The organism is Colwellia sp., assembly GCF_013214175.1.
Classification (GTDB): Bacteria; Pseudomonadota; Gammaproteobacteria; order Enterobacterales; family Alteromonadaceae; genus Colwellia.
Genome location: NZ_JABSPA010000002.1, coordinates 1 through 22,987 on the forward strand (window position 1 = coordinate 1; position 22,987 = coordinate 22,987).

Below are 22,987 nucleotides of genomic sequence, written 5' to 3' on the forward strand. Positions count from 1 at the left end.
ATCAAACTCTTCAATTAAAAATCGTTTGTGTAACCTCATCACAAGTGATGTGTTACTGCTCAATGAATTCTGTCGTGCTATCTACCTAAGTAAATAGCGCATTACATAGTCGCTACCTATCTCGCTAGAAATAAGTAACTATATTTATTTGCATGAACATCATTCATTAAGCGTTTTTGTTCTCCCCGAAAGGAAAACTATGTAAAACAACATTAATGTGAGTGCTCACACAAATTGCATGATAACTAATTGTTAAAGAAGAACTTCTTAAGAAAATTAAGAAGTAGATGAGAGTCGCATTCGCTCTTCACCTTAGCAAAGTAAGTAGAACTTAATTTGCCTTGCTCGTTGCCGTTGCCCCGAAGCAGGATGCGTATAATACGCTTCCTAGTTTTGATGTCAACGTTTATTTTAAATAAATTTCAAAAGTGAACGTTAAGTTAACTTATTCACCTTAAAAGGTAGAAGATAACTTATCAAAACAGTTCTTTGGGTTACCCCTTGGAACTGGATGCGCATTTTAGACACTTTTATAATTAGGTCAACCATTTTTTCACCTAAAATTGTATTAAAGCACCGTTAGTTCAACTTTCATACAGCCCTTGTGTGAGTTTACCTCGATACGCTCATTACTCACTCGACTTTAGTATTCCTATTTCAATTACTTAGTTTTATCTTTATAGGTTTTTTGAATACTAAGCTGCTCTAATACTGGTTTTATTGACTGTCTATGTTATTTTTACTCTCACTTGCCATTCAATTAAATTGCAGTATTGCAATAGGTGCTATATGAGTATAACTAACATACGTCCTTATAAAGGTATTCTCCCCTCCCTTGGTTCTGATATCTATATCGATAATTCTGCCGTTTTAGTTGGAGACATTAGCTTAGCTGATGATGTCAGTATTTGGCCGCTTGTTGCTGCCCGAGGAGATGTAAACACAATTACCATTGGATCTCGTACGAATATACAAGACGGTAGTGTTTTACACGTCACCCGTAAAAGCCCGAGTAACCCACAGGGAAACCCCTTAGTTATTGGCGACGATGTAACTGTTGGTCATAAATGTATGCTGCATGGCTGTCAGCTAGGTAACCGTATACTAGTTGGTATGGGTGCTATAATTATGGACGGTGTTGTTGTCGAAGATGATGTTTTTATTGGTGCCGGTAGTTTAGTTCCACCAAATAAAACATTAATCAGTGGATATTTATATGTCGGTAATCCGGTAAAACAAGTTAGACCTTTAAAGGAAAGTGAAGCGAACTTTCTTAAACAGTCAGCCATAAACTATGTCGAACTAAAAAATGATTATCTTAGTGAGTGATTGTGTTAATGAATAAATACCTGAGTGAACAAGGTAATTAACGCATTTGTATATTAATAGTATTTCCCTCTGGTTCATTCTTCTCGAGCCAGAGTTCAACTATCTCTTCTAAATCAAATTTTGTGCAATTGTCTATTTCATCCAATCGCTTTAATTGCATTGAATGAAAGTATATAGTCACCGATTGACCGGAGAGTAATGCGGTAAAACACCAAGCATCCTGCTCCTTATCAAATACTAAATCATCGTTAAATAATATTGCCTGATTCATTTCGCCTCCTATCCTTCTTTAATAGCAGTTCTTAATACATCAATTACTGGCTGCACATCTGGTATTACGCCGCGCCAAATAGCAAAGCTTACCGCGGCTTGCCCTACTAACATACCTAAGCCATCAATAACTTTAAGGGCACCTTGCTCCCTTGCCCATTGAAGAAATGGCGTCTTATTTTTACCATAGACCATATCGTAACAGATCATTGTAGTTGTTATTATCGATGCCGGGATAGGTGGTAAATCACCAGATAAACTCGCCGAGGTGGCATTTATTATCAGGTCAAACTCTTGCCCTGTAGTTTCATCAAAACTACAAGCACTAAGTCGTTCATCGCTAAAATGCTGACAAAGGTCCTTTGCTTTGCTTACCGTTCTATTCGCAATAGTAATCGCATCAGGGTTTTGCGCAAGCATTGGTAACAGCACACCTCTAACAGCACCACCTGCGCCTAATATCAAAATTCTGCTTTGCTTTAAAATAACGCCATGCATTAATAAGTCTTGTACTAAGCCTTCACCATCGGTGTTATCACCAAATATCTTTCCCTCTTTAAAGGTAAGTGTATTAACAGCACCCGCTAAAGAGGCTCGTTCAGTCAAAACATCGGCTAATCTAAGTGCTTGTTCTTTAAAAGGTGCAGTGACATTTGCTCCCTTGCCGCCTTGGCTAATAAAATCACTAACTGCCGTAGAAAAATCATCAAGAGCCACTAGCTGTTTTTTATAGCTGATATTATGTTGGCTTTTACTGGCAAATATATGATGAATATCTGGCGAGCGTGATTGTTCGATCGGATTTCCGTAAACGAGGTATTGGTCTGGATTTTGTTGAGTCATAGTTATTGGCAGAAGTTAACGTATGGCTACAGCCTAACTGAATCAACAATTAATGAAAACAAAAAAGCAGTAACCCTTTTATATAAGTTACTGCTTTTTGTTTTGAGTGCTAAAAAGACCGTTTAAAATTTATAACCCAGCATGATTGAATAAACCATAGGGTCAACATCAATACTGGCACTACCAATGCTATCGCCATCAAAATCAAATGTCGCATCTGAATTGATATCAATATAGCGAACTGATGCATTTACATGCCACTTATCATTAATATGATAGTCAGCACCTACTTGAACTGAATAACCGAAAGAGCCATCTAGTTCTAGGTTACTTAAGCCCAAACTTGCAGCTGTATCTGAAAACTTTTCATCAAAAAATATTGTGTAATTTAAACCAATACCAACGTATGGCTTAAGTGAAGTGCCGGTATCAAAATAGTACAAAGCACTTAATGTTGGTGGTAAGTGACTTACTTCTGCTAACTGTGCTCCATCAGCTTGTAATGTACCTTTAGGATCTTGAAGTGTTACATCATGGGTAAATGGTGTTGCAGCAAGTAATTCGATTGCCCAGTTACTGTCAAAAAAGTAAACAAAGTTCAAACCTAGTTGAGTATTATCATCTACGGTAAGTGACATTCCATTGTCTGCACTTCCACCTAATAAAATTGGAGTCTTACCACTGTCAGGTGCAACCATTGTTAGACCACCACGAACTAATATGTCACCAGCTTGGTTAGCTAGAGCTACTGTTGAAGTGCATGAGAATAGGGCTAGAGTTAATAACGTTTTTTTCATGATATTATATCCTTAAATTAATTATGGATATAATAAGGCCAATGATTTAATAAAGTTTGATTCAGCGCAAACTTTTAAAGTGAACTTTTTGAAAGTGCTTTAATATTGATTTTGATCAAGTTTTTGGTCTGTCGCTGCTGTTCTTAGCCCTTTTCAGCTTAAAATTAAACTCTAATCACCTTTCCTGTTAACGCATTAATTATCTGTGAGGGCTTGTTGTGTCCTAAGGTCTCACCTTTAATAATAAAATCGAGATTTTCAAGCAATAGTGGTGACAGTGTTTGCCATGTTTTAGCTGGCTCTTGACCCGATAAATTAGCGCTAGTCGATACTATCGGCTTATTAGTTTGTTTGCACAGGGCAACAACGTCTGGCTGACTGGTTATTCTTACCGCGATAGTGTCAAATTTACCGGATAATAATGGTGATAGCTTTTTATTTTTAGGTAAGAGTTGAGTGATGCCATCTGGCCATCTAGATAAGACAGTAAAGCGCATATCTTGCGGAATTTGATTGTCGTCAATGTAAGGGAGTAATTGAGAGTAGTTACCAGCAAGCAATATTAAGCCTTTCTCTGCGGATCTTTTTTTTAGTGCTAACAGCCGCTTAAGTGATTCTTCGTTGTCGGGATCACAACCGAGACCAAACACCGCTTCTGTTGGGTAGGCAATAATGCCACCACGGTTAAAAGCATCAACTACATTTGTTTCGTTCACAGACCAGCCTTCTAATAATCACATTAATGACAATATTACCAAACCCCCAGCAGAAATACCTAATGATGGATTAATTTATCGATAAAACACTTCTCGATTCCGTATTGCGATAAAGAAGGTTATAATTGCAGCTCTAAATTCTACTTTCTTCGTACCCGAAGACCATTTTATTTTTTAAAGGGCATACATTCATGACAGTCGGTATCATCATGGGGTCAAAATCAGATTGGCCAACAATGCAACACACAGCAGAAATGCTTGATTCTTTAGGTGTAAAGTACGAGACCAAGGTTATTTCAGCACATCGCACCCCTCACCTACTTGCCGAGTATGCTGAAAGTGCAAAAGACAGAGGCATTAAAGTAATTGTAGCTGGTGCTGGTGGTGCTGCTCACTTACCTGGTATGGCTGCAGCTTATACCTCTTTACCTGTTTTAGGTGTACCGGTGCAATCTAAAGCTCTTAATGGACAAGACTCTTTATTATCAATTGTGCAAATGCCAAAAGGTATCGCTGTAGGTACGTTAGCTATAGGTAATGCAGGTGCTGCTAATGCAGGTTTACTTGCGGCACAAATTATTGGTACTTATGACGCTGAAATCCAAGAAAATATCGAACAGTTTCGTAAAAAACAGACCAAAACCATACTTGCTAACCCAAACCCGGCAGAATAAGCACAGCATTATGAAAAAAGTTCTAGTACTTGGCGCAGGTCAATTAGCTCGCATGATGGAATTAGCGGGCACACCTTTAAACTTGGATGTTAAAGCTCTAGATGTATTAAGTAACAAGGTTGTACGCCCTCTTGCTCCGAAATACATATACGGCGATTTAAAAGCTGGCATTAGTGATGCCGATGTCATTACCGCAGAGTTTGAACATGTAGCCCATGACGTACTTGCTGAGTGTGAGCTATCAGGAAAGCTTTTTCCAACGAGTGCAGCCATTAAGATTGGTGGTGATAGACGATTAGAGAAAGCATTACTTGAATCTTGTGATGTTGCCAATGCCAAGCATTATTTTGTTAACTCAAAAGCAGACTTTGATAAAGCAATTAGCCACTTATCTTTACCTATTATCTTTAAAAGCGCACTAGAAGGATATGATGGTAAAGGCCAATGGCGATTAAAAGTAGCCGCAGATGCCGAAGCAATTTGGCAAGATATGGCTGACTTTCTAAAAGCTTCAACGACAACAGTCAAGCAAGGCCTTGTTGCTGAACAAATGGTGCCTTTTGATCGCGAAATTTCTCTTGTCGGTGTTCGCCGCGTAAATGGCGATGTTGCGGTATATCCACTGACTGAAAATCATCATACTGATGGCATGTTAAGTGTATCCGTTGCCAACCCTGTTAATACTAAACTACAAGAGCAAGCAGGTACTGTATTTAAAGCAATATCTGACAAGCTTAACTATGTTGGTGTTATGGCAATTGAGTTTTTCCAAGTAGGCAATCAGCTGTTGGTAAATGAAATTGCACCAAGAGTACATAATTCAGGTCATTGGACTCAACAAGGTGCTGACACCTGTCAGTTTGAAAATCACTTAAGAGCAATTTGTGATTTACCTCTAGGTAGTACAGCGCTTGTTCGTCCAACTGCAATGATCAATATTATTGGTGAGGATAGTATTCCTAACGAAGTACTTGCTATACCAAGTGCTTCAGTACATTGGTACAACAAAAGCAAGCGTGTCGGTCGCAAGATGGGTCATATTAATGTTAGCGGTAACAATGAATTGCAACTTGCTCAGCGTTTGCAAAGTTTAGCTGATATTCTTTGCAATAAAGCCTTCCCTGATCTTAGCGACTTCGCTAAAGACTATTTAGCAAAGCAAAAGTAATAAATATTGTAGCTAATAACAAAAAAGACGCCTATTCACATATAGAAAGGCGTCTTTTTTTATTTCTAGGATAGTTACATAACCTTGTCATGTCTTCTGCATATGAGAGCATTTTTTATCTGCACACTGGTATTTAAGCCCGGCAGCCATATTTCTCTTTAATAAGAGTGGAAATTGACACTTTTCACAATTACCACTAATAGGCTCATGGTTAACAACAAACTTGCACTTAGGGTAAGCATCGCAGGAGTAAAACTTCTTACCAAAACGACTGGTCTTTTCTTGTAATGCTCCACCTTTACAGCTTGGACATGCCACATCCTGTAAGATTTCTTGTGCCTCTTGCTCAATATGATGACATTCAGGGAAATTACTACAACCAATAAACATACCATAACGACCTTGTTTCACCGCTAACTCATGGGAACACAATGGACATTCACTACCCGGTAATATTTTATTTTCTACACGTTCATGTTCTACTACTGCACGGGTATATTGACAATTTGGGTAATTTACACAACCTAAAAAGGCTCCAGATTTACCACGTTTTATAGTCAACTCTGAGCCACATTCTGGACACACTTGATACTCTTTCTCTAAAGCATGTTCATGGTGAGTAAAAAGCGGTTTATCAGATTCAGACATTATAGGCGTTTGCGCGTAAAAAATTATGGCGCTATTATGCCACAAAACCTCACTAAACAATATGCTGAGCGACAGCTGACATAAATACTCTACTATTTATTAGTCAGCCTGCTAGTAATTATTAGTGTAGTGGCCCTTCTTGTTCTTCAAAGATTAAATCTTCTAATTGGGAGTAAGCAGATTCTTTGCCTGGTACATTGAATAACACCATAAGAATTACCCACTTAAGGTCATCCATAGAGAAGTACTTAGTATCAAGCTCCATCACCCTATCAATAACCATTTCGCGGGTAGTAAAATCAAGTACATTCACTTGCTCTAAAAATAAAATAAAACCACGGCTTGGTGTATCAAGCAGCTGCATTTCTTCGCTGGTATAAATGCGTACCGATTTGCTGCCAACACGGGTAAGGTAAGGATAAGCGTCGCTGTCTTGCAACGCGGTCAATTTTTCTAGCCAATTTAATGCTTTATATATTTCATCCTGGTGAAATCCAGCTCGTGTTAACTCATCGGTTAACAGCTCATGATCCACCATAGCTTCTGCTTCATTTTGGATATAGGTTTCAAAAAGATACATTAAGATATCGAACATAATTAGCCCCTTATATACTTTGTGTTCTAATGTAGCCACCAGGCACCGCAGTTACCAGACCACTTAGCTCAAGCATTATTAATCGAGTTAACACTTCCTCTACGGGAAGTTCGCTTCGTGAAACTACTTTATCAACGGGAGTAATTTCAAATCCCACACTAGCCAACAATGCATCGTTACACAAGCCTTTTTGATTTATTTCATTTGCTCCTTTGTTAATGCCTTGTTCAACTGGTTTTAACGGCGGTTCATCACTCTTTAAGTGTAGACTAGGTTTATCGGCAAAAGCGAACTCATCTATTATATCGGCACATTGCTCAACTAGTTTAGCGCCTTGTTTAATTAACCAATGACAACCTTTAGCCTGCGGGTTTTCAATAGAACTTGGTATAGCAAAAACGTCTCTATTTTGTTCTAGTGCGCAGCGCGCAGTAATCAAAGAACCACTTTTTAATTCAGCCTCTACCACTAAGACCCCTAAGCTCAAGCCGCTAATAAGACGATTTCTTTTTGGAAAGTGCCCTGCTCTAGCTGGCGTGCCTGGAACAAACTCACTAATAATAGCGCCACCAGATTTAATTATTTGTTCGGCTAGGCTACGGTGTCTTGCTGGATAGACTTGATCTAAGCCAGTAGCAACTACTGCAATAGTGCCGGTAGACTCACTCAAGGCGCCACGATGAGCTGCAGCATCGATACCAAGTGCCAAGCCGCTAGTGATAACAAAGCTGTATTGAGCGAGTTGTTGGCATAATGAAAAGGCGGTATCTCGACCTCCTGCGCTAGCAGCACGACTGCCAACTACGGCGAGCTGTCGTGCATTGAGTAATAATGCATTGCCCTGAAGGAATAACACCAAAGGTGGATCATAAATTTGCTTTAATAACTGCGGGTAGTAAGCATGATCAAAGCAAATTAACTCACTATTACAGCTTGCACTGTCTTGTATAATTTGGCTTATTTGTTGCCAGTTAGGCCGATAGAAAGCACCAAGTTGTTTAACACTTAAGCCATTGGCAGAAGTAAGCACTGAAGGCTTATCATTAAACGAAAAAAGCGCGGTTAAACCAAAGGTTTCAACCAGCGCTATTTTTTTGTGAGTGGCTAACCGAGGAACAAGCCTTAAAGCTAGCCAATATTCATTGTTACTTTTACTGTTATTATTCATTACTTGTCTTCTCCCTAAGAACAAGTGGTCTGCTTAACTATCTCTTATACAAAAGAGGAAAGTAAAACATTTAACAGTGGGTTATTCTGGTGCAGTAATTAAATCATTAATTCTGGCAGGTTTTTCTGTGTGTAAAATAAGTGCCATACTGGCTTTTTGATAGACTTTAAAAACCATTAATTCACCTAATTTCTCTGTTGGCATTTTATAATCACCACCAGTAATTCTATTCCAAGTGGATGTTTCAGCAACATAAGCAGGGCCATCGCCAGTATCAACTACTGCAGGACTAGTACGTTTTATTGCCATAACATCACCAACGGTCACATCATGATCCAAACCACGGTTAATCATAACAACTTCCAGCTTGGCAAATTCACGACCATTACTAGTCGCTTTAACAATTGCCCCACGTAATGATTTATTCGCAGCTTTCATTGAAAAAACCGCTGGTAATAGCTGCCCTTCATTAATAGGTACAACATAGTTTCCCGCATGAATTTCTCTTTTTACCGAGCCAATATTCATGGTAGATGGCACATCATTTTCAATATCACCACGCTTTAACACCTGCCCGGTACCGACTAAGTTGACATAAAAACCTAAAGAGTCATCGGTTTCTGGATCGAAGAGCTCTTCACCTTTATCGTAAATAGCATAACTTTGCGCTACATCTAGATCAGCATTAACATAAACCTTAAAGTCTTTGATGCTCATTCTATAGCCTTCATCACTACCAATTATATAAGGTAAGGCGTCTAACTCATCTTCGGTAAATAAGTGATCATAGCGAATAAAAGGCGCAATAACTTCTAGCGGTAATAAGGTAATGGCAGAGTCTTTTTTCTTCTCTTGGCGAATCTTAGGTGACCATTTATAACTAGGTTTAGCCAGTTCAACCACTAACATAGGCTCACCGTTTTCATCAAAAACTAGCTTTAAAATATCACCGGGGTAAATTAAATGTGGGTTATTAATTTCTGGATTTAAGCGCCATAATTTAGGCCATAACCAAGGTTGCTCAAGAAACAGAGCTGAAATATCCCATAACGTATCACCCTTCACGACCACATGTGTTTTAGGTGCGTCATCATTAAGTTTTATCTGATCAGCAAGTGCAATCAATGGACATGACATTAAAGATAGCGAGAGTATTATTTTTTTAAGCATTGAGCTCGTTCCTTTTGCGTACTTACTGCTATAACGCACTATAATTATTAGTTATATCGAGTGACTTTAAAATGCAGGTTTCAGTTACAGTTACTTGAGTATATAATTAAAACATAACATTCTAGGTGAATTATCGCTAATTCTTTTAACAAAATATGACTATTTTAACTGTTTTACGTTTCCCCGATCCGCGTTTAAGAACAAAAGCGCAACCGGTTACCGCTGTTACTGATGCGACAGCAACAATTATAGACGATATGCTGGCAACTATGTACGAAGAGAAAGGCGTCGGCCTTGCCGCTACGCAAGTCAATATCCATCAACGTATTGTTGTTATGGATACCTCCGAAGATAGCGATGAGCCGATGATACTTATCAACCCTGAAATTATTGCCAGCAGTGAGGAAACATCGATCAACGAAGAAGGCTGCTTATCCGTACCAGGGACTTATGCCAAAGTAGATCGCCATGATGCTTGCACCGTAAAGGCACTTGACCGTCAGGGTAAAGAATTCACTTTAAACGCCACAGGCTTACAAAGCATCTGTATCCAACATGAAATAGATCACTTGAATGGCATTTTATTTATTGATTACTTATCGCCGTTAAAGCGTCAACGCATTCAAAAAAAGCTTGAAAAAGAAGCTCGTTTAGATAAATAGCAACAACTAAGTAAGTACATACTTACCATTATAGGATACTCCCTTGGCTACCCCATTAAATATAACTTTTGCTGGCACTCCTGACTTTGCTGCTCAACATTTAGCAGCATTAATTAACTCTGAACATAATGTTGTTGCCGTTTATTGTCCACCAGATAAACCCGCTGGTCGTGGCAAAAAGCTAACTGCTTGTGCAACAAAATTGTTAGCGCTAGAGCACAACATCATTGTTGAACAACCTATTAACTTTAAAAGTGCAGCAGACCAACAACAATTAGCTCAATATGATGCCGATATTATGGTAGTGGTCGCTTATGGTTTGATATTACCTGAAGTCATATTAAATGCGCCACGCTTGGGCTGTATTAACGTGCATGGTTCAATTTTACCTCAGTGGCGCGGTGCTGCGCCAATTCAACGTTCACTTGAAGCGGGTGATAAAAAAACCGGTGTCACCATAATGCAAATGGATAAAGGACTCGATACTGGCGATATGATATTAACGGCCGAGTGTGCCATAGAAAATACTGACACCAGTGCAAGCCTTTATGAAAAACTAGCCAATTTAGGTCCCGGTGCTTTAGTAGAAACACTGGCACTTATGGCACAGCCTAATTACCAAGCAAGCGAGCACAATGTTGCCCAAGATAATGAGCTGGCAACGTACGCGCATAAACTAGACAAAACAGAAGCTGAGCTTAACTGGCAACTCAGTGCGGACCAACTGCACAGAAAAATCCGTGCCTATATCCCTTGGCCCGTATCTCAATTTACCTTCACTGAATCAGAAAGTAAGCAGCATAGATTAAGAGTATGGCAAGCCTCAGTGCAGGAATATCAAGGCAGCGCTGCTCCGGGTACTATAATAAAAGCGGATAAACAAGGCATAGACGTAGCAACAACTGATGGTGTATTGCGCCTAGAAGTAATGCAACTGCCAGGTAAAAAAGCATTAGCGGTGAAAGATATCCTTAATGGTCGCAGCGAATGGTTCACTGTTGACAGTCCTATCAATAAGCTGGGTTAAGAGAAACAATGATAATTAATATAAGAGCTCTTGCAGCAAAGTGTTGTTACGCCGTTATAGATCAAGGGCGTAGCTTAAGTGACGAACTACCTAGACAGCAAGATAAGTTGATGGGTAAAGATAAAGGTTTACTACAAGAAATTTGTTATGGCGTACTGCGTTATCTACCAGAATTAGAAAACGATGTTCGTCACTTAGTGCAAAAGCCAATTAAGGGTAAGCAGCGAGTATTTCACTTTTTACTGTTAGTAGGCGTTTATCAAATAAGATACATGCGAATACCAGATCACGCATCGGTTAGTGAAACCGTTGCGGCTACCAAGACATTAAAAAACAATCACATGAAAGGGCTTGTTAATGCTGTGCTTAGAGGTTTTCTTCGTACCCTTGAGGCCGAAAGTAAACTAGAAAATAAGACAACTAAAAACCTACCCGATCCAATAAAATATAACCACCCAGGTTGGTTTATTAAAAAAGTACAACAAGGTTATCCTGAGCAATGGCAAGCTATCCTAGATGCTAACCAACAAAGGCCACCGATGTGGTTACGCACCAACCAGCAGCACCATACTAGTGAAGAATATCAAGCCTTGCTCATTGAGGCAGGAATTGAAATAGCTAACGTTGAAGAAAACTCCCAAGCCATTGCCCTTGCTAAACCACTCGATGTCGCTAAGTTACCGGGCTTTGATCAAGGCTGGGTTTCAGTACAAGATGGAGCGGCACAGCAAGCAGCCCGCTTACTAGACTGTCAGCCAAATGACGTGGTATTAGATTGTTGCGCCGCCCCTGGTGGTAAAACATGCCATATCATTGAGCAAACACCTGATATTGCCTCAATGACGGCAATAGATATTGAAGAAGATCGCCTTACACGGGTTCATGAAAACTTAGATCGTTTAGGCCTAAGCGCAGAAATTATTGTTGGTGATGCAGCCAGTAAAGATTGGTGGTCCGGTGAACAATTTGATCGCATATTACTCGATGCTCCTTGTTCTGGTACTGGCGTTATTCGTCGCCACCCTGATATCAAATGGTTACGTAAAGCCGACGATATTGATAAGTTAGTTATATTACAGCAGCAGATTCTTGATAATATTTGGTCGTTACTCAAACCAGGCGGCACACTACTTTATGCCACCTGCAGTGTTTTACCTGAAGAAAACAGCCAACAAATTTCTCGTTTTATTGAGCAAAATGGAGATGCACAATTAATTGCCATTACCCATAATAACCTTGATACTGATGAAAATGTAATCGGCTGGCAATTATTACCTGATAGTGAAAATATGGACGGTTTTTATTACGCCAAATTATTAAAACTCAATTAATATATATATAATACAAGCAGAAAAGTAACACATGAAAATAATCATAGTGGGTGCAGGACAAGTTGGCGGTACTTTAGCTGCAAACCTTGTTGGCGAGAATAATGAAATATCGATTGTTGATATTGATGGTGAAAAATTACGCGAGTTACAGGATAAAATGGACTTGCAAGTGGTTATTGGCCAAGGCTGCCATCCTGATGTATTAAAAGAAGCCGGCGGTGAAGATGCCGATATGGTGATAGCTGTTACCAGTGACGATGCCACTAATATGATCACTTGCCAAATATGTTCGTCATTATTTAACACGCCGAAAAAAATTGCCCGTATCCGCTCTAATGATATATTAAAATACTCTGAGCAACTTTTTCATAAAAAACACATTCCTGTTGATCATATTATTGCCCCTGAACAACTGGTGACTCGAGATATTGCCCGCTTAATTGATTACCCAGGCGCACTGCAAGTATTAGAATTTGCTGATGGAAAAGTAAGTCTAGTTGCGGTAAAAGCCTACTATGGTGGTTTACTGGTTGGCCATGCGCTGTCAGCATTAAGAGATCATATTCCTAATGTTGATACTCGAGTAGCGGCAATTTATCGTAATGGTAAACCTATTCGCCCGCTTGGCACCACCGTTATTGAAGCTGATGATGAAGTGTTTTTTATTGCCGCCAGTATTCATATTCGTGCGGTGATGAATGAATTACAAAAGCTCGAACCGGCTTACAAACGCATTATGATCGCCGGTGGCGGTAACATTGGTGCCGGCTTAGCAAGAATTTTAGAAAAGAATCATCAAGTAAAACTTATTGAACGCTCACAAAAACGTGCCGAACAATTAACCTCTGAACTCAATGATACTTTGGTTTTTCATGGTGACTCTTCTGATCAAGAACTACTTATGGAAGAAAATATTGACCAATTTGATATTTTTATTGCAGTTACCAATGATGATGAAGCCAATATCATGTCATCATTGTTGGCTAAACGACTTGGCGTCCGTAAAACCATGGTGCTTATTCAGCGCGATGCATACATAGACTTAGTCCATGGCAGCACTATTGATATTGCCATTTCACCACAGCAAGCAACCATCTCGGCGCTGTTAACCCATGTTAGGCGTGGCGCAATCGATAATGTTTATAGCCTACGTGGTGGTGCGGCAGAAGCGATAGAGATAGTTGCCAAAGGGGATGAAAAGTCATCTAAAGTTGTTGGCCGAGCCATTAAAAATATTAAGCTACCTCCCGGAGCAACTATAGGAGCAGTTGTTCGCGGTAGTGAAGTACTTATAGCCCACTCAAATACATTAATACACGAAGAAGACCACGTAATACTGTTTTTAGTTAACAAACGCTATATTTATGATATTGAAAAACTCTTTCAAGTCAGTGCTATTTACTTTTAAGCCACTCTACTTGACATAATTACTTACAGCTAATCACTTATCCTTAGCTTGATTAGCTGTAATAATCCCCTGATATAACCTGAACATATTACTTTCCCATTCTCACCCTATAGAAAAACATCAGACAAAACTCAAATTTAAAAAGGATTTTTATGAAAGTATCTAAAGTACTCGCTGCTATTACCTTAGCTTTAACCAGTACAGTCTTTACTAGCCAAGCAGAATTAGTTGATAGTGCTCAAGATTGGCAAACATTTGAAACAGAAAACTTTCGTGTGCACTTCACTCCAGAGTATCGCCAATGGGCTTTATCAAGTGCCAGAGAAATGGAAGTTGTCCGCCAATTAATCAAAGACCAACAAGGTCGAGTCTTAACGGAAAAGGTGGATGCTTATATTATCGATCCCTATAATGCTGCCAATGGCTTTGCCCTGCCGTTAAGTCATCGACCTTATATGGCTTTATTTACCACCCCTGCACAATCAGACAGTATCATTGCCAACTCTAGCGGATGGCAGCAATTACTGGTATTACATGAATATGTGCATCTAGTGCATTTGGCGCAAAAAAGTCGCAGTAAATGGCGTAACAGCCTAGCTAATTGGTACGATCTTTTTGATGCGTCGCAAATTAATGGTGAGCGCTGGGTCAGTGAAGGTTACGCCACTTTACTGGAGTCCAAGCTCACCGGCCGAGGTCGCTTATTCAACAACCATGTTGAAGCTATCATTCAACAGTTTGCTCGCCAAGGCGCCTTACCCAGCTATAAGCAACTCAATGAAGGCGACGATAGCTTCATGTCTGGCTCTATGGCTTACTTAGTGGGTGTCCGTTATTTACAGTGGTTAGAAGAGAATTACGGTGAAGAAACTCTTGATGCCGTTTGGACACGTTGGTCTGCCGTTGAACAACGTGATTTCGAACAAGCCTTTAAAGGCGTATTTCCTGACACAGCCAAAAACCTCTATCAGCGCTTTGTTGCTGAATACACCTATAAAGCCATGCAAAATGAGGCGCAATTAAGTGCTCGCAGTAACGAGGATAGTCGCTCAAAGTTATGGTTAGACTTATCTGGCTATGTCAGTGATGCAAGTTTAAGTCCCCGAGGTGATTACCTCGCTATCGTTGATACTCAAAGAAACGATGAAGGTAAAACCACTAAACTAGAAGTCTATAAAACCAGTGACAATACCGAAGCCGCTGAGAAATTCAGCAAAAATACTGAAGAGGTATTAGCTGACGACCCGCAAGATATTGCCGATAAAGCACCCAATGTTTTTAAGCGTGAAGTTGCCTATACCTTAAACCAAAGAAATAACCGTGGCATTAAAAATCCGCGCTGGCTCGATAATGACACGCTAATTTATGGGGCAAGCAGCTTAGCGGATAAATATAGTTACCATCAAGATATATTTTCTTGGCATTTACCGAGCAATACCATCAAGCAGCTAACAACTAGCGCTAATATACGTCGCTTTGATATTAGCAAAAATGGTCAATTTATCATTGCTGAGCGAAGCCGTGCTGGCTATTCACAATTAGTAAAAGTAAGTTTAGTTCCTGATTCATTAGGCGAAGTAACCGCTGAATTAACAGTAAAAAGCCTCGGAAAAGTCTACGATTTCCCGCGACTTAGACCAACTATTGATGGCTCACCGTCTAAAAGCTTTGCTTATGTCAGTTCAAGTTTGAACAATAAATGGCAATTAAAAGTTCGCCAACTTGATAGCGATCAAGAGCAAATAGTACCCTTACCTGAAAATTACCAATTTCTTTCTTTCCCTGAATGGTCTACAGATGGACAATTGCTATATTTTGTTGCCGGTTTAGATAGTGCAACTCGCTTATATCAATATGATTTTTCTAAGCAAACATTATCTGCTGTCACTTCAGGTAAGCAAGTCATAACTTGGCCTATGATAAAAGGCGATAATGAATTACTGCATTTAGCTATTAATGCTCAAGGGCCCGATGTTTATCAACTTGATTTAAGCAAAGCCAATAAAAAAGTAATCACCAACACTACGATAAGCTCGGCAATCACCAATGATTTAGCCGGCAACATAAAGCTAGCAGAGGCAAGTACTGTTATAGATGAAAGCCTTGGCGAACAATCAACTTATGGCATAGGTCCGCAAAAAGGCACAATAACCCTGGCTGAAAGCTTTTATTCCGCCAGTAGTAGTATGTTTGAAGTTGGTTATAAGTCTGGCGATGTGCTTTCCCGCTTTGATTGGCAGGTAAACGCCAGCCAAGATGTCTTTAGCAATATTATCTCGGGAGCCTCAGCCGCAATTCGCTGGCAAGGCTGGCCGATTAAATTACTTGCTCACAGTTATCTGTTTAACTTAAAAATAGACCAGCAAGATAGTGATGCATTAGCCTTAGGCAAAACAACTGAGAAAGGACTGTTTTTAGAAGCACGTTACCCCTATAGCGTAGAAACATTTGCTATAGATGTATTTGCCCAAGTGCAGGCTGCAAGTTTTAAAAATAGCCAAGATGTAGATTTTTCCAGTCAATCTTTTGCTCTGGGTCTTGAGCAAAGCTGGTCTCATGACCAACAGAGCTGGGGCATATCACAAACACTAAACGCCCAGTTCATTACCGCTAAAGATGAACAAGCTGAAGTTAATGGTAATGACGGTAGTTATACCGGTAGTAATGGTTTGGTTAACTTAAGTGCGCATATTCATAATTATGGTTTAGGCTTTAAATATCTATGGGCGCAACGTTCAGAGGATGCCGGCGATATACTCAGTTTAGGCGGTTACTCTTCAACATTAATCCAAGAGAAAGCACACCTAAACAAACAATTAGCACCTGAATTAGCCTTTTATCGACAAACAGCTAATGACTATCAAGCTTATCAAGCTTACCTGCCATTAGGTTTTATTGAGATATTTTATACTCGACACAAAATGGCAGAACAAGCCATTATCGATAGTTACGGCATTAAAGGTACCTTGCTTAATGATTTTGGTTTTACTGGCTTAACTAATTTGGCCATTAATTATGGAGTAGCGCAGGTAAACCCAGAGAATGATAGTTCAGATACGCAAGGCTGGGTTGCTTTTAGTTATAAGTGGTAGTAATTTCAGTTAAATATTTGGGTTGTATATACATATTATGGGTATGTATATACAACCACTTTACTGATGTGTGCCTGAACTTTATGTGCGCCAAAATCCAGGGGTAAATAAAACTAACAGGGTAAATATCTCTAAACGGCCAAACAACATTGCCATGATTAATACCCATTTACTCATATCATTAATCGTTGAAAAGTTAGCAGCCACTTCCCCAAGTCCTGGACCTAGATTATTAATACAAGCAGCAACAGCGGTAAAGGCGGTGACGTTATCCATGCCGGCAGCAAGTAGCAATAACATACAAATGACAAACACTGCCGCATAAGCAGAAAAGAATCCCCATACTGCCTCAACTACGCGATCAGGTAAAACTTTTCGACCTAACTTAATACTGAAGATAGCTCTAGGATGGACCAACTTGTTTAACTCTCGAAGACCTTGTAAATAAAGTAGTACCACACGTACAACCTTCATACCGCCACCGGTACTACCGGCACAGCCACCAATGAAACTCGAAAATATAAGTAACATAGGTAATAACGTTGGCCAATCAGCAAATGAGGTTGTGGTAAATCCCGCAGTAGTACTAATAGAGACTGATTGAAACAGTGCTTGGTCGAGTGCTTGGTCGGCATCTTGATAGGTGCCAGTGCTTATTAACACAGTAAAACAGATCAATATCAACACCACTTGAATGCCGATAAATACTTTAAACTCAGGGTCAAAGAAGTAGTTTTTCAGTGATCTATTTTGTACTGCCGCATAGTGCAAGGCAAAGTTCACCCCAGCAATAAGTAAGAAGCTAACACAGACTAAATTGATCGCAGGGCTATTAAAGTAACCCATACTGGCATCATGAGTAGAAAACCCACCAATAGCAATGGTCGAAAAAGCATGGCAAATTGCATCAAAGCCCGACATGCCAGCCAGCCAATAAGCAAACGCACAAGCAATAGTTAAACCTAGATAGATATACCACAAGTGCTTTGCGGTATCGGCAATACGAGGCGTCATTTTTGAATCTTTCACTGGCCCTGGTGTTTCAGCTCGATATAACTGCATACCACCAATACCGAGCATGGGTAATACCGCAACAGCTAAAACAATTATCCCCATACCTCCTAACCACTGTAATTGCTGGCGATACCATAAAACCGCGTGGGGTAAATCATCTATGTGATTTAAAATAGTTGCCCCTGTGGTCGTTAACCCGGAAAAGGATTCAAAGAAGGCATCAGTAATCGACAGGTTAGGTTGATCTAACAGCATCAGCGGAATCGCGGAGAAACTGGCTAATACTAACCAAAAGAGCACAACAATTAAAAAACCCTCCCTCGCTTTAAGATCGGTTTTTTCATAACGGTAAGGATACCAAGCCAAGAACCCGGTGCCGAGACACCAAAGAAAAGCCAGAAGAAAAGATAAGCCACCGCCATCGCGATAGACTAATGAAATTAATGCCGGCGGCAGCATGGTCACACTCAGTAACGCAACCAACAAACCTAGAATTCGGATAATATTTTTATATTGCACGTTTTATTTTTCTTGTTCGCTTTATTGTTCGAGAGTGGTTAATACCAATCGGACTAATTTATTGATCCGTTTTGTAGAACTGTAATTGTCCGGATGACAATGTGTGTAACTTATCCTGCATTAAAGCCAATTTTTGGCTTGGAATGGCGAGTGTAAAAATGACTGTTTGTTGGTAGTCTTGAGTGATTACTTGACCCTCAACTTGCCTAAGTAAATGCAAAACATCATCTACTTGGCTATATTGACATGCTAAGGTTTTGTGCACCATAGCTATTTTAATTTTTGACTGCAAAAATGCTATGGCTTGGCGAACACTGCCACCATATGCCCTTTGTAATCCACCAGTACCTAATTTAGTGCCTCCAAAATACCGGACAACAACCGCACAAACTTGACCTATACCACCACCTTGCAAGGCTATTAACATAGGTTTCCCCGCCGTCCCGCTCGGTTCACCATCATCAGAAAAGCCATAGCCTTGGCTATCATCCGACGCTTTAGTTAAAAATGCATGGCAATGATGGCTAGCTTGCGGATGAAGTTTTTGTAGCTCTTTGAGCATGGCTTTTGCTTCTGCTATATCCCCACAGGGGCGTAAATAGCAGATAAAACGACTGCGATTAACAATGAGTTCATCTTCGACATGATTAATCGCGATAGGAAAGGACTGAGTCACAATAGCTTGCTTCTTATCTAGGGGTTGTTGATCTGTCAGGGCTAAAATTTATTCAAATTAAAGCGACTTTAATCGCGGCACGATTTTTGTAATGTAGTTGTTCTATATGAAAAACGAGTAACAATGAGTAAAATCGCTTTAAATGAACCCGAAAGGCAGCGCTTGTTTAAAATTTAGACCACGTTATCGCAGGTTCATGTAGCAAGCTACATTTCACCTGCTCTGCTTTATCTAAACATCAAACGAACGGCTGTAAAATAATCTCGAAAGCTCAACAGCCCTTGAGCTTAACTTAAGTCTAGATCTCTGGTCATGTTCTCATTATGGGATTGGTGAACAATAATATTATCTTCAATTCGAATACCACCAAAACAGCGCATTTCATCAACATTTTGCCAATTAACTTGATCGGCATTAGCCGACGCTTTTAAATCTGCCAACAATGAATCAATAAAATATAGACCGGGTTCAATGGTAAACACCTGATTGGCTTCGATCGTACGAGAAGTACGTAAAAATGGATGGCTAGCAGGCGTATTAACATGAGTACCTCGTTCATCAGCCATAAAACCACCAACATCATGAACTTGAAGGCCTAAATGATGACCCAAGCCATGTGGGAAGAAGGTAGAAATAATACCTGACTCAACTGCAGTATCCGCATCAACATTGATAAAGTTAAAGTCACGCAAAACTTGGCCAATGGCTCTGTGTGTTTCAATATGAAGGTCAACATAACTTACGCCAGGTTTTAATCCTGATACGGCATTAAGCATCAATTGATCCATGCGAGCAATTAGCTCGGCAAACTTATCATTTTTATATGAATAGGTACGGGTAATATCTGCTGCATAACCGTTAAAATTAGCACCAGCATCAATAAGAAATGATTGATGCACTTGTGGAGTCACTTTATCTAAAGACATATAGTGCAAAATTGAGCAGTTTTTATTTAGCGCGACAATATTGCCGTATGGTGTATCGTTAGTGCCATAACCGATAGACTTAAGGTAAGCCTGTTGAATATCATATTCACTATCACCTTGAAAAAAAGCATTGCGAGCTGCCTGATGCGCCTTTACCGCTAAAGCATTAGATTGACGAAGACACTCGTGCTCATATTTACTTTTATAACCACGATGATAATGGATGTAGTTAAGTAACGGTTCCGGATTAATAGCTTCAAAGCCTAATGCCGTGGCAACTTCAATATGACTACCAATATAGGCAAAGCCCTTTTTGTCATAAGGCAGTAACTTATCGACTTCACTGGCGTTGGTTAAAATCTTAATATTAAAATATTCACCCCAATAGCTTTCATTTAACGGAGTGACTTTATGCCAAAAGTCCACGGGTTGATAATAGATCAGTGTCGGTTTATCTTCCCCATTAATCACCAGCCAAGAGTTTGGCAGTTCAATTAATGGTAACCAATATTTAAAGTGTGGGTTTACCTTAAATGGATAACAGTTATCATCGAGAAAAGCCTTAATTTCTTGCCCAGAATGAATAACTAAACCTTCTAAGTTTTCACGTGCCAGTACGGCTTTAGTCATCTGTTGTAATTGGGTAATATGAGCTGGATATTGGCTAGCCAACTTAGCATTAAGTGTTGTCATATATTCGGTCTCCGAAAGACGGCCATCAAGAAATTTCCCTCATGATAGCATATCCCTAGTAGGCCTGGTTATTGACAGAAGAAACACTCGAGCTAAATGCGCTCAATTTGTGGATAAAACTTTGCAAATTTCACCTGAAAGCTATGCGTTAATTAATCACCAATATTCATATTAATGACTTGCTCAAAAACTCGACTAACCTGCCCCGGCTGGTGCTGATAAATCTCTTGATAAGCTAATACGCTTTTTACATAGTTTCGTGTTTCTTTAAACGGGATCGTTTCTATCCAAATATCGGCTGGCATGGCACTAGTATTTTTTAGCCATTTTTTGACTCTATAAGGGCCTGCATTATAAGATGCAGTAGCAAGAATCTGATTTCCTTTGTTTTTATCTAGTAACTTGCGTAAATACTTTGTCCCAAGTTGGATGTTGTTCTCTGCATTGTAAAGATATCTTCTACTGAGACTACCGCGCTTCAGTTGTTTGGCCGTGTTGGGCATCAGCTGCATCAAGCCCTTAGCTCCTACGGGTGAGCGAGCATCGGTCATAAACGAACTTTCACGCCTGGCTATAGCAAAAGCCCAAGCAGGATTTATGTCTTGCTGCTGTGCATGTCGGTTTATTTTTTTATCAAAGGCTTTTGGGAAACGTAACTCGACATCATTTAAATAACCGACCTGAGCTAAAGTGAAAATAGCGCGGTCAAACCAGCCATTTTCATTAGCTAATTTTGCTGCAACCAGCTTTTCCCGATAATTTAGTTGGCTAAGCCAATAACGCCATTCTCTACGCGCCTCGACATAACGACCTAAGTAGTAAAATTCAAAAGCCCGCTTCGCTGCTGGGTGCAACAATACACCATTTTTTTCCTGGCTAGTGATCGCTAATGGACTATTTTGTAAACTGACCGGTGTTTCTAAGTAACTTGCAGCTAGAAAACCATAATAATGACGTTTAGTGGCTAGCTCACTCATAACGTCTTGACCGCGTTCCAATTCACCAGTGCCAATCAGCGCCCTTGCATACCAATACTGCCACTGTAGCTTTGTTTTATATCTTGACGCCATTTTGGCTAGCTCTTGCAATACTAAATGCCAATTTTGCTGCTTCAATACATCGGTTAACTGCCATTGCATAATACTAGGTTCTACATTTACCGGATCTAATTTTTCCAACCAAACTCGTGCTTGAGGGTGGTTTTTACTGGCTAAAGCGACTGCAAACTTCTCTGTTATTTTCTGGCTTTGGCTTGCTGAAAAGCTAAAATCTTGCTGCGCCTGTTTATAACTCGCCAATGCTTTATTGGGGTCGCGCCACACTAAACGCTTAATACCATAAGTATAAATTTGACTCTCTTTGGCCGATTTTTTAATAAACTTATCTTGCCGTGCCACTTTTGCCGGATCACGCCTTACTTGATGCCATAATCGCCCCAAGTATTGCTGCTCTTTAGGAAGAAGCCCGGTTAAATAAGGGATTAATGAATGTTTACCGCCATCAGCCACTAAAGTTATCCGCTGCCAGACAACATCATCGGTTCTATAGCCAGCTTGTTGCCACTGCTTAATTAGTGGGTCACAAACTTTATCTAACGACTTACCCACTATCCATAATTTTGTTACTTGCGGTAGCACCACACTTGCTGGCATACCCGCCGCTAATGAAAATTGTAGCTTTTGACAGGTCAACGCGGTATTGCTAGTTTTTTTGTAAAACTCGAGAAAGAGTGTGCCTTTATTTTTTTTTGCTAAATACCTTAACCACGCCTTTCTAAGTGGCCAATCTAATGGTGAATCTCTATATTTTTCTAAAAAAACCGCAATTTCACCTGCAGATGATAACTGCATGGTTTCACTAAGGCGTCGTTGGTCTAAGTAAGGTTGCAATGGGTAGTAATACAGTTGGTTATATAGATTTTTATATTGCTGAGAATAGCTTTTCGCTAAGAGTTTTTCGGCCTTTAAAAAGGTTTTTTGCTGGCCGATATCTGTCATTATTTTCAGGTTGTCATTTGCTTTAGACATATTTATCGAGGCAAAGGTAAAAGCAGACAAGAGTAAAATTTTAACTGTATTTTTCACTGGCACCTCAGGAGTCGGCATATAAATTTATGCGGAAAAGTTTCATCGTTTTTCTAACTTATTACGATAGATTGAGTATAGTTGAAGCTAAATTTTTCAAAGTCGTATTTACTTTATTTCTTATGTCGAATTGCTTGAATAAGGTATAATTCTTTTTTAACTAATTTTAATAATGTA

Annotated in this window: 20 protein-coding genes; 8 read left to right on the forward strand and 12 right to left on the reverse strand. The window is 39.7% G+C overall.

Annotation, left to right across the window (positions count from 1 at the left end):
• Positions 1 to 789: 789 nt before the first annotated feature.
• Positions 790 to 1,329 (forward strand): gamma carbonic anhydrase family protein, encoded by a 540-nt coding sequence (locus HRT55_RS03195; RefSeq protein WP_291618834.1) that lies wholly within the window; start codon positions 790 to 792, stop codon positions 1,327 to 1,329.
• A gap of 37 nt (positions 1,330 to 1,366) precedes the next feature.
• Here HRT55_RS03195 and HRT55_RS03200 read toward each other — a convergent pair whose 3' ends face one another.
• The 4 genes from HRT55_RS03200 to HRT55_RS03215 all read right to left on the reverse strand — a co-directional run bounded on the left by HRT55_RS03200 (position 1,367) and on the right by HRT55_RS03215 (position 3,955).
• Positions 1,367 to 1,600 carry a hypothetical protein gene (locus HRT55_RS03200; RefSeq protein ID WP_291611295.1) on the reverse strand — a complete coding sequence of 78 codons (234 nt, stop codon included), beginning with the start codon at positions 1,598 to 1,600 and terminating at the stop codon, positions 1,367 to 1,369.
• A gap of 8 nt (positions 1,601 to 1,608) precedes the next feature.
• Positions 1,609 to 2,442, reverse strand: a complete 834-nt coding sequence (gene aroE, locus HRT55_RS03205; RefSeq protein ID WP_291618836.1) for a shikimate dehydrogenase — start codon at positions 2,440 to 2,442, stop codon at positions 1,609 to 1,611.
• A gap of 122 nt (positions 2,443 to 2,564) precedes the next feature.
• Positions 2,565 to 3,239, reverse strand: a complete 675-nt coding sequence (locus HRT55_RS03210) for an OmpW family outer membrane protein (protein ID WP_291618838.1) — start codon at positions 3,237 to 3,239, stop codon at positions 2,565 to 2,567.
• Between the two features lie 164 nt (positions 3,240 to 3,403).
• Positions 3,404 to 3,955, reverse strand: coding sequence for a Sua5/YciO/YrdC/YwlC family protein (locus HRT55_RS03215; RefSeq protein WP_291618839.1), 552 nt, complete (start codon positions 3,953 to 3,955; stop codon positions 3,404 to 3,406).
• Positions 3,956 to 4,146: 191 nt separating this feature from the next.
• On the opposite strand from HRT55_RS03215, the gene purE reads away from it, so the two are divergent.
• Complete coding sequence (purE, locus tag HRT55_RS03220; protein ID WP_291618841.1) at positions 4,147 to 4,629, forward strand: 5-(carboxyamino)imidazole ribonucleotide mutase; 483 nt, start codon at positions 4,147 to 4,149, stop codon at positions 4,627 to 4,629.
• A gap of 10 nt (positions 4,630 to 4,639) precedes the next feature.
• Positions 4,640 to 5,797, forward strand: a complete 1,158-nt coding sequence (locus tag HRT55_RS03225) for a 5-(carboxyamino)imidazole ribonucleotide synthase (RefSeq protein ID WP_291618843.1) — start codon at positions 4,640 to 4,642, stop codon at positions 5,795 to 5,797.
• Positions 5,798 to 5,884: 87 nt separating this feature from the next.
• Here HRT55_RS03225 and HRT55_RS03230 read toward each other — a convergent pair whose 3' ends face one another.
• The 4 genes from HRT55_RS03230 to HRT55_RS03245 form a co-directional block, all read right to left on the reverse strand.
• Positions 5,885 to 6,445 carry a topoisomerase DNA-binding C4 zinc finger domain-containing protein gene (locus HRT55_RS03230; RefSeq protein WP_291618844.1) on the reverse strand — a complete coding sequence of 187 codons (561 nt, stop codon included), beginning with the start codon at positions 6,443 to 6,445 and terminating at the stop codon, positions 5,885 to 5,887.
• A 121-nt stretch (positions 6,446 to 6,566) separates the two neighbouring features.
• Entirely contained in the window at positions 6,567 to 7,040 is a 474-nt protein-coding gene (locus HRT55_RS03235) for a DUF494 family protein (RefSeq protein ID WP_291611280.1), read from the reverse strand.
• 10 nt (positions 7,041 to 7,050) lie between these two features.
• The gene (gene dprA, locus HRT55_RS03240; RefSeq protein ID WP_291618845.1) at positions 7,051 to 8,208 is read right to left on the reverse strand and encodes a DNA-processing protein DprA; all 1,158 of its coding nucleotides are present in this window, start codon (positions 8,206 to 8,208) and stop codon (positions 7,051 to 7,053) included.
• Positions 8,209 to 8,289: 81 nt separating this feature from the next.
• On the reverse strand, positions 8,290 to 9,378 hold the full coding sequence (locus HRT55_RS03245) for a LysM peptidoglycan-binding domain-containing protein (RefSeq protein ID WP_291618847.1): 1,089 nt from the start codon (positions 9,376 to 9,378) through the stop codon (positions 8,290 to 8,292).
• A 155-nt stretch (positions 9,379 to 9,533) separates the two neighbouring features.
• Here HRT55_RS03245 and def point away from each other — a divergent pair, with 155 nt between their 5' ends.
• The 5 genes from def (at position 9,534) to HRT55_RS03270 (ending at position 16,898) form a co-directional block, all read left to right on the forward strand.
• On the forward strand, positions 9,534 to 10,040 hold the full coding sequence (gene def / locus HRT55_RS03250) for a peptide deformylase (RefSeq protein WP_291618849.1): 507 nt from the start codon (positions 9,534 to 9,536) through the stop codon (positions 10,038 to 10,040).
• Positions 10,041 to 10,083: 43 nt separating this feature from the next.
• The gene (gene fmt / locus HRT55_RS03255) at positions 10,084 to 11,067 is read left to right on the forward strand and encodes a methionyl-tRNA formyltransferase (RefSeq protein ID WP_291618851.1); all 984 of its coding nucleotides are present in this window, start codon (positions 10,084 to 10,086) and stop codon (positions 11,065 to 11,067) included.
• Between the two features lie 8 nt (positions 11,068 to 11,075).
• Positions 11,076 to 12,398, forward strand: a complete 1,323-nt coding sequence (gene rsmB / locus HRT55_RS03260) for a 16S rRNA (cytosine(967)-C(5))-methyltransferase RsmB (protein ID WP_291618853.1) — start codon at positions 11,076 to 11,078, stop codon at positions 12,396 to 12,398.
• A gap of 31 nt (positions 12,399 to 12,429) precedes the next feature.
• A complete protein-coding gene (gene trkA / locus HRT55_RS03265; protein ID WP_291618855.1) occupies positions 12,430 to 13,806 on the forward strand; it encodes a Trk system potassium transporter TrkA in 1,377 nt (458 codons plus the stop codon).
• A gap of 152 nt (positions 13,807 to 13,958) precedes the next feature.
• Positions 13,959 to 16,898 carry a hypothetical protein gene (locus HRT55_RS03270; protein ID WP_291618857.1) on the forward strand — a complete coding sequence of 980 codons (2,940 nt, stop codon included), beginning with the start codon at positions 13,959 to 13,961 and terminating at the stop codon, positions 16,896 to 16,898.
• 81 nt (positions 16,899 to 16,979) lie between these two features.
• Here HRT55_RS03270 and HRT55_RS03275 read toward each other — a convergent pair whose 3' ends face one another.
• From HRT55_RS03275 to HRT55_RS03290, 4 genes are all read right to left on the reverse strand, one after another.
• Positions 16,980 to 18,431, reverse strand: coding sequence for a TrkH family potassium uptake protein (locus HRT55_RS03275; protein ID WP_291618859.1), 1,452 nt, complete (start codon positions 18,429 to 18,431; stop codon positions 16,980 to 16,982).
• A gap of 58 nt (positions 18,432 to 18,489) precedes the next feature.
• Positions 18,490 to 19,107, reverse strand: coding sequence for a YigZ family protein (locus tag HRT55_RS03280; protein WP_291618861.1), 618 nt, complete (start codon positions 19,105 to 19,107; stop codon positions 18,490 to 18,492).
• 287 nt (positions 19,108 to 19,394) lie between these two features.
• Positions 19,395 to 20,726 (reverse strand): Xaa-Pro dipeptidase, encoded by a 1,332-nt coding sequence (gene pepQ / locus HRT55_RS03285; RefSeq protein ID WP_291618864.1) that lies wholly within the window; start codon positions 20,724 to 20,726, stop codon positions 19,395 to 19,397.
• A 152-nt stretch (positions 20,727 to 20,878) separates the two neighbouring features.
• Complete coding sequence (locus tag HRT55_RS03290; RefSeq protein ID WP_291618866.1) at positions 20,879 to 22,810, reverse strand: transglycosylase SLT domain-containing protein; 1,932 nt, start codon at positions 22,808 to 22,810, stop codon at positions 20,879 to 20,881.
• Between the last annotated feature and the right edge of the window lie 177 nt (positions 22,811 to 22,987).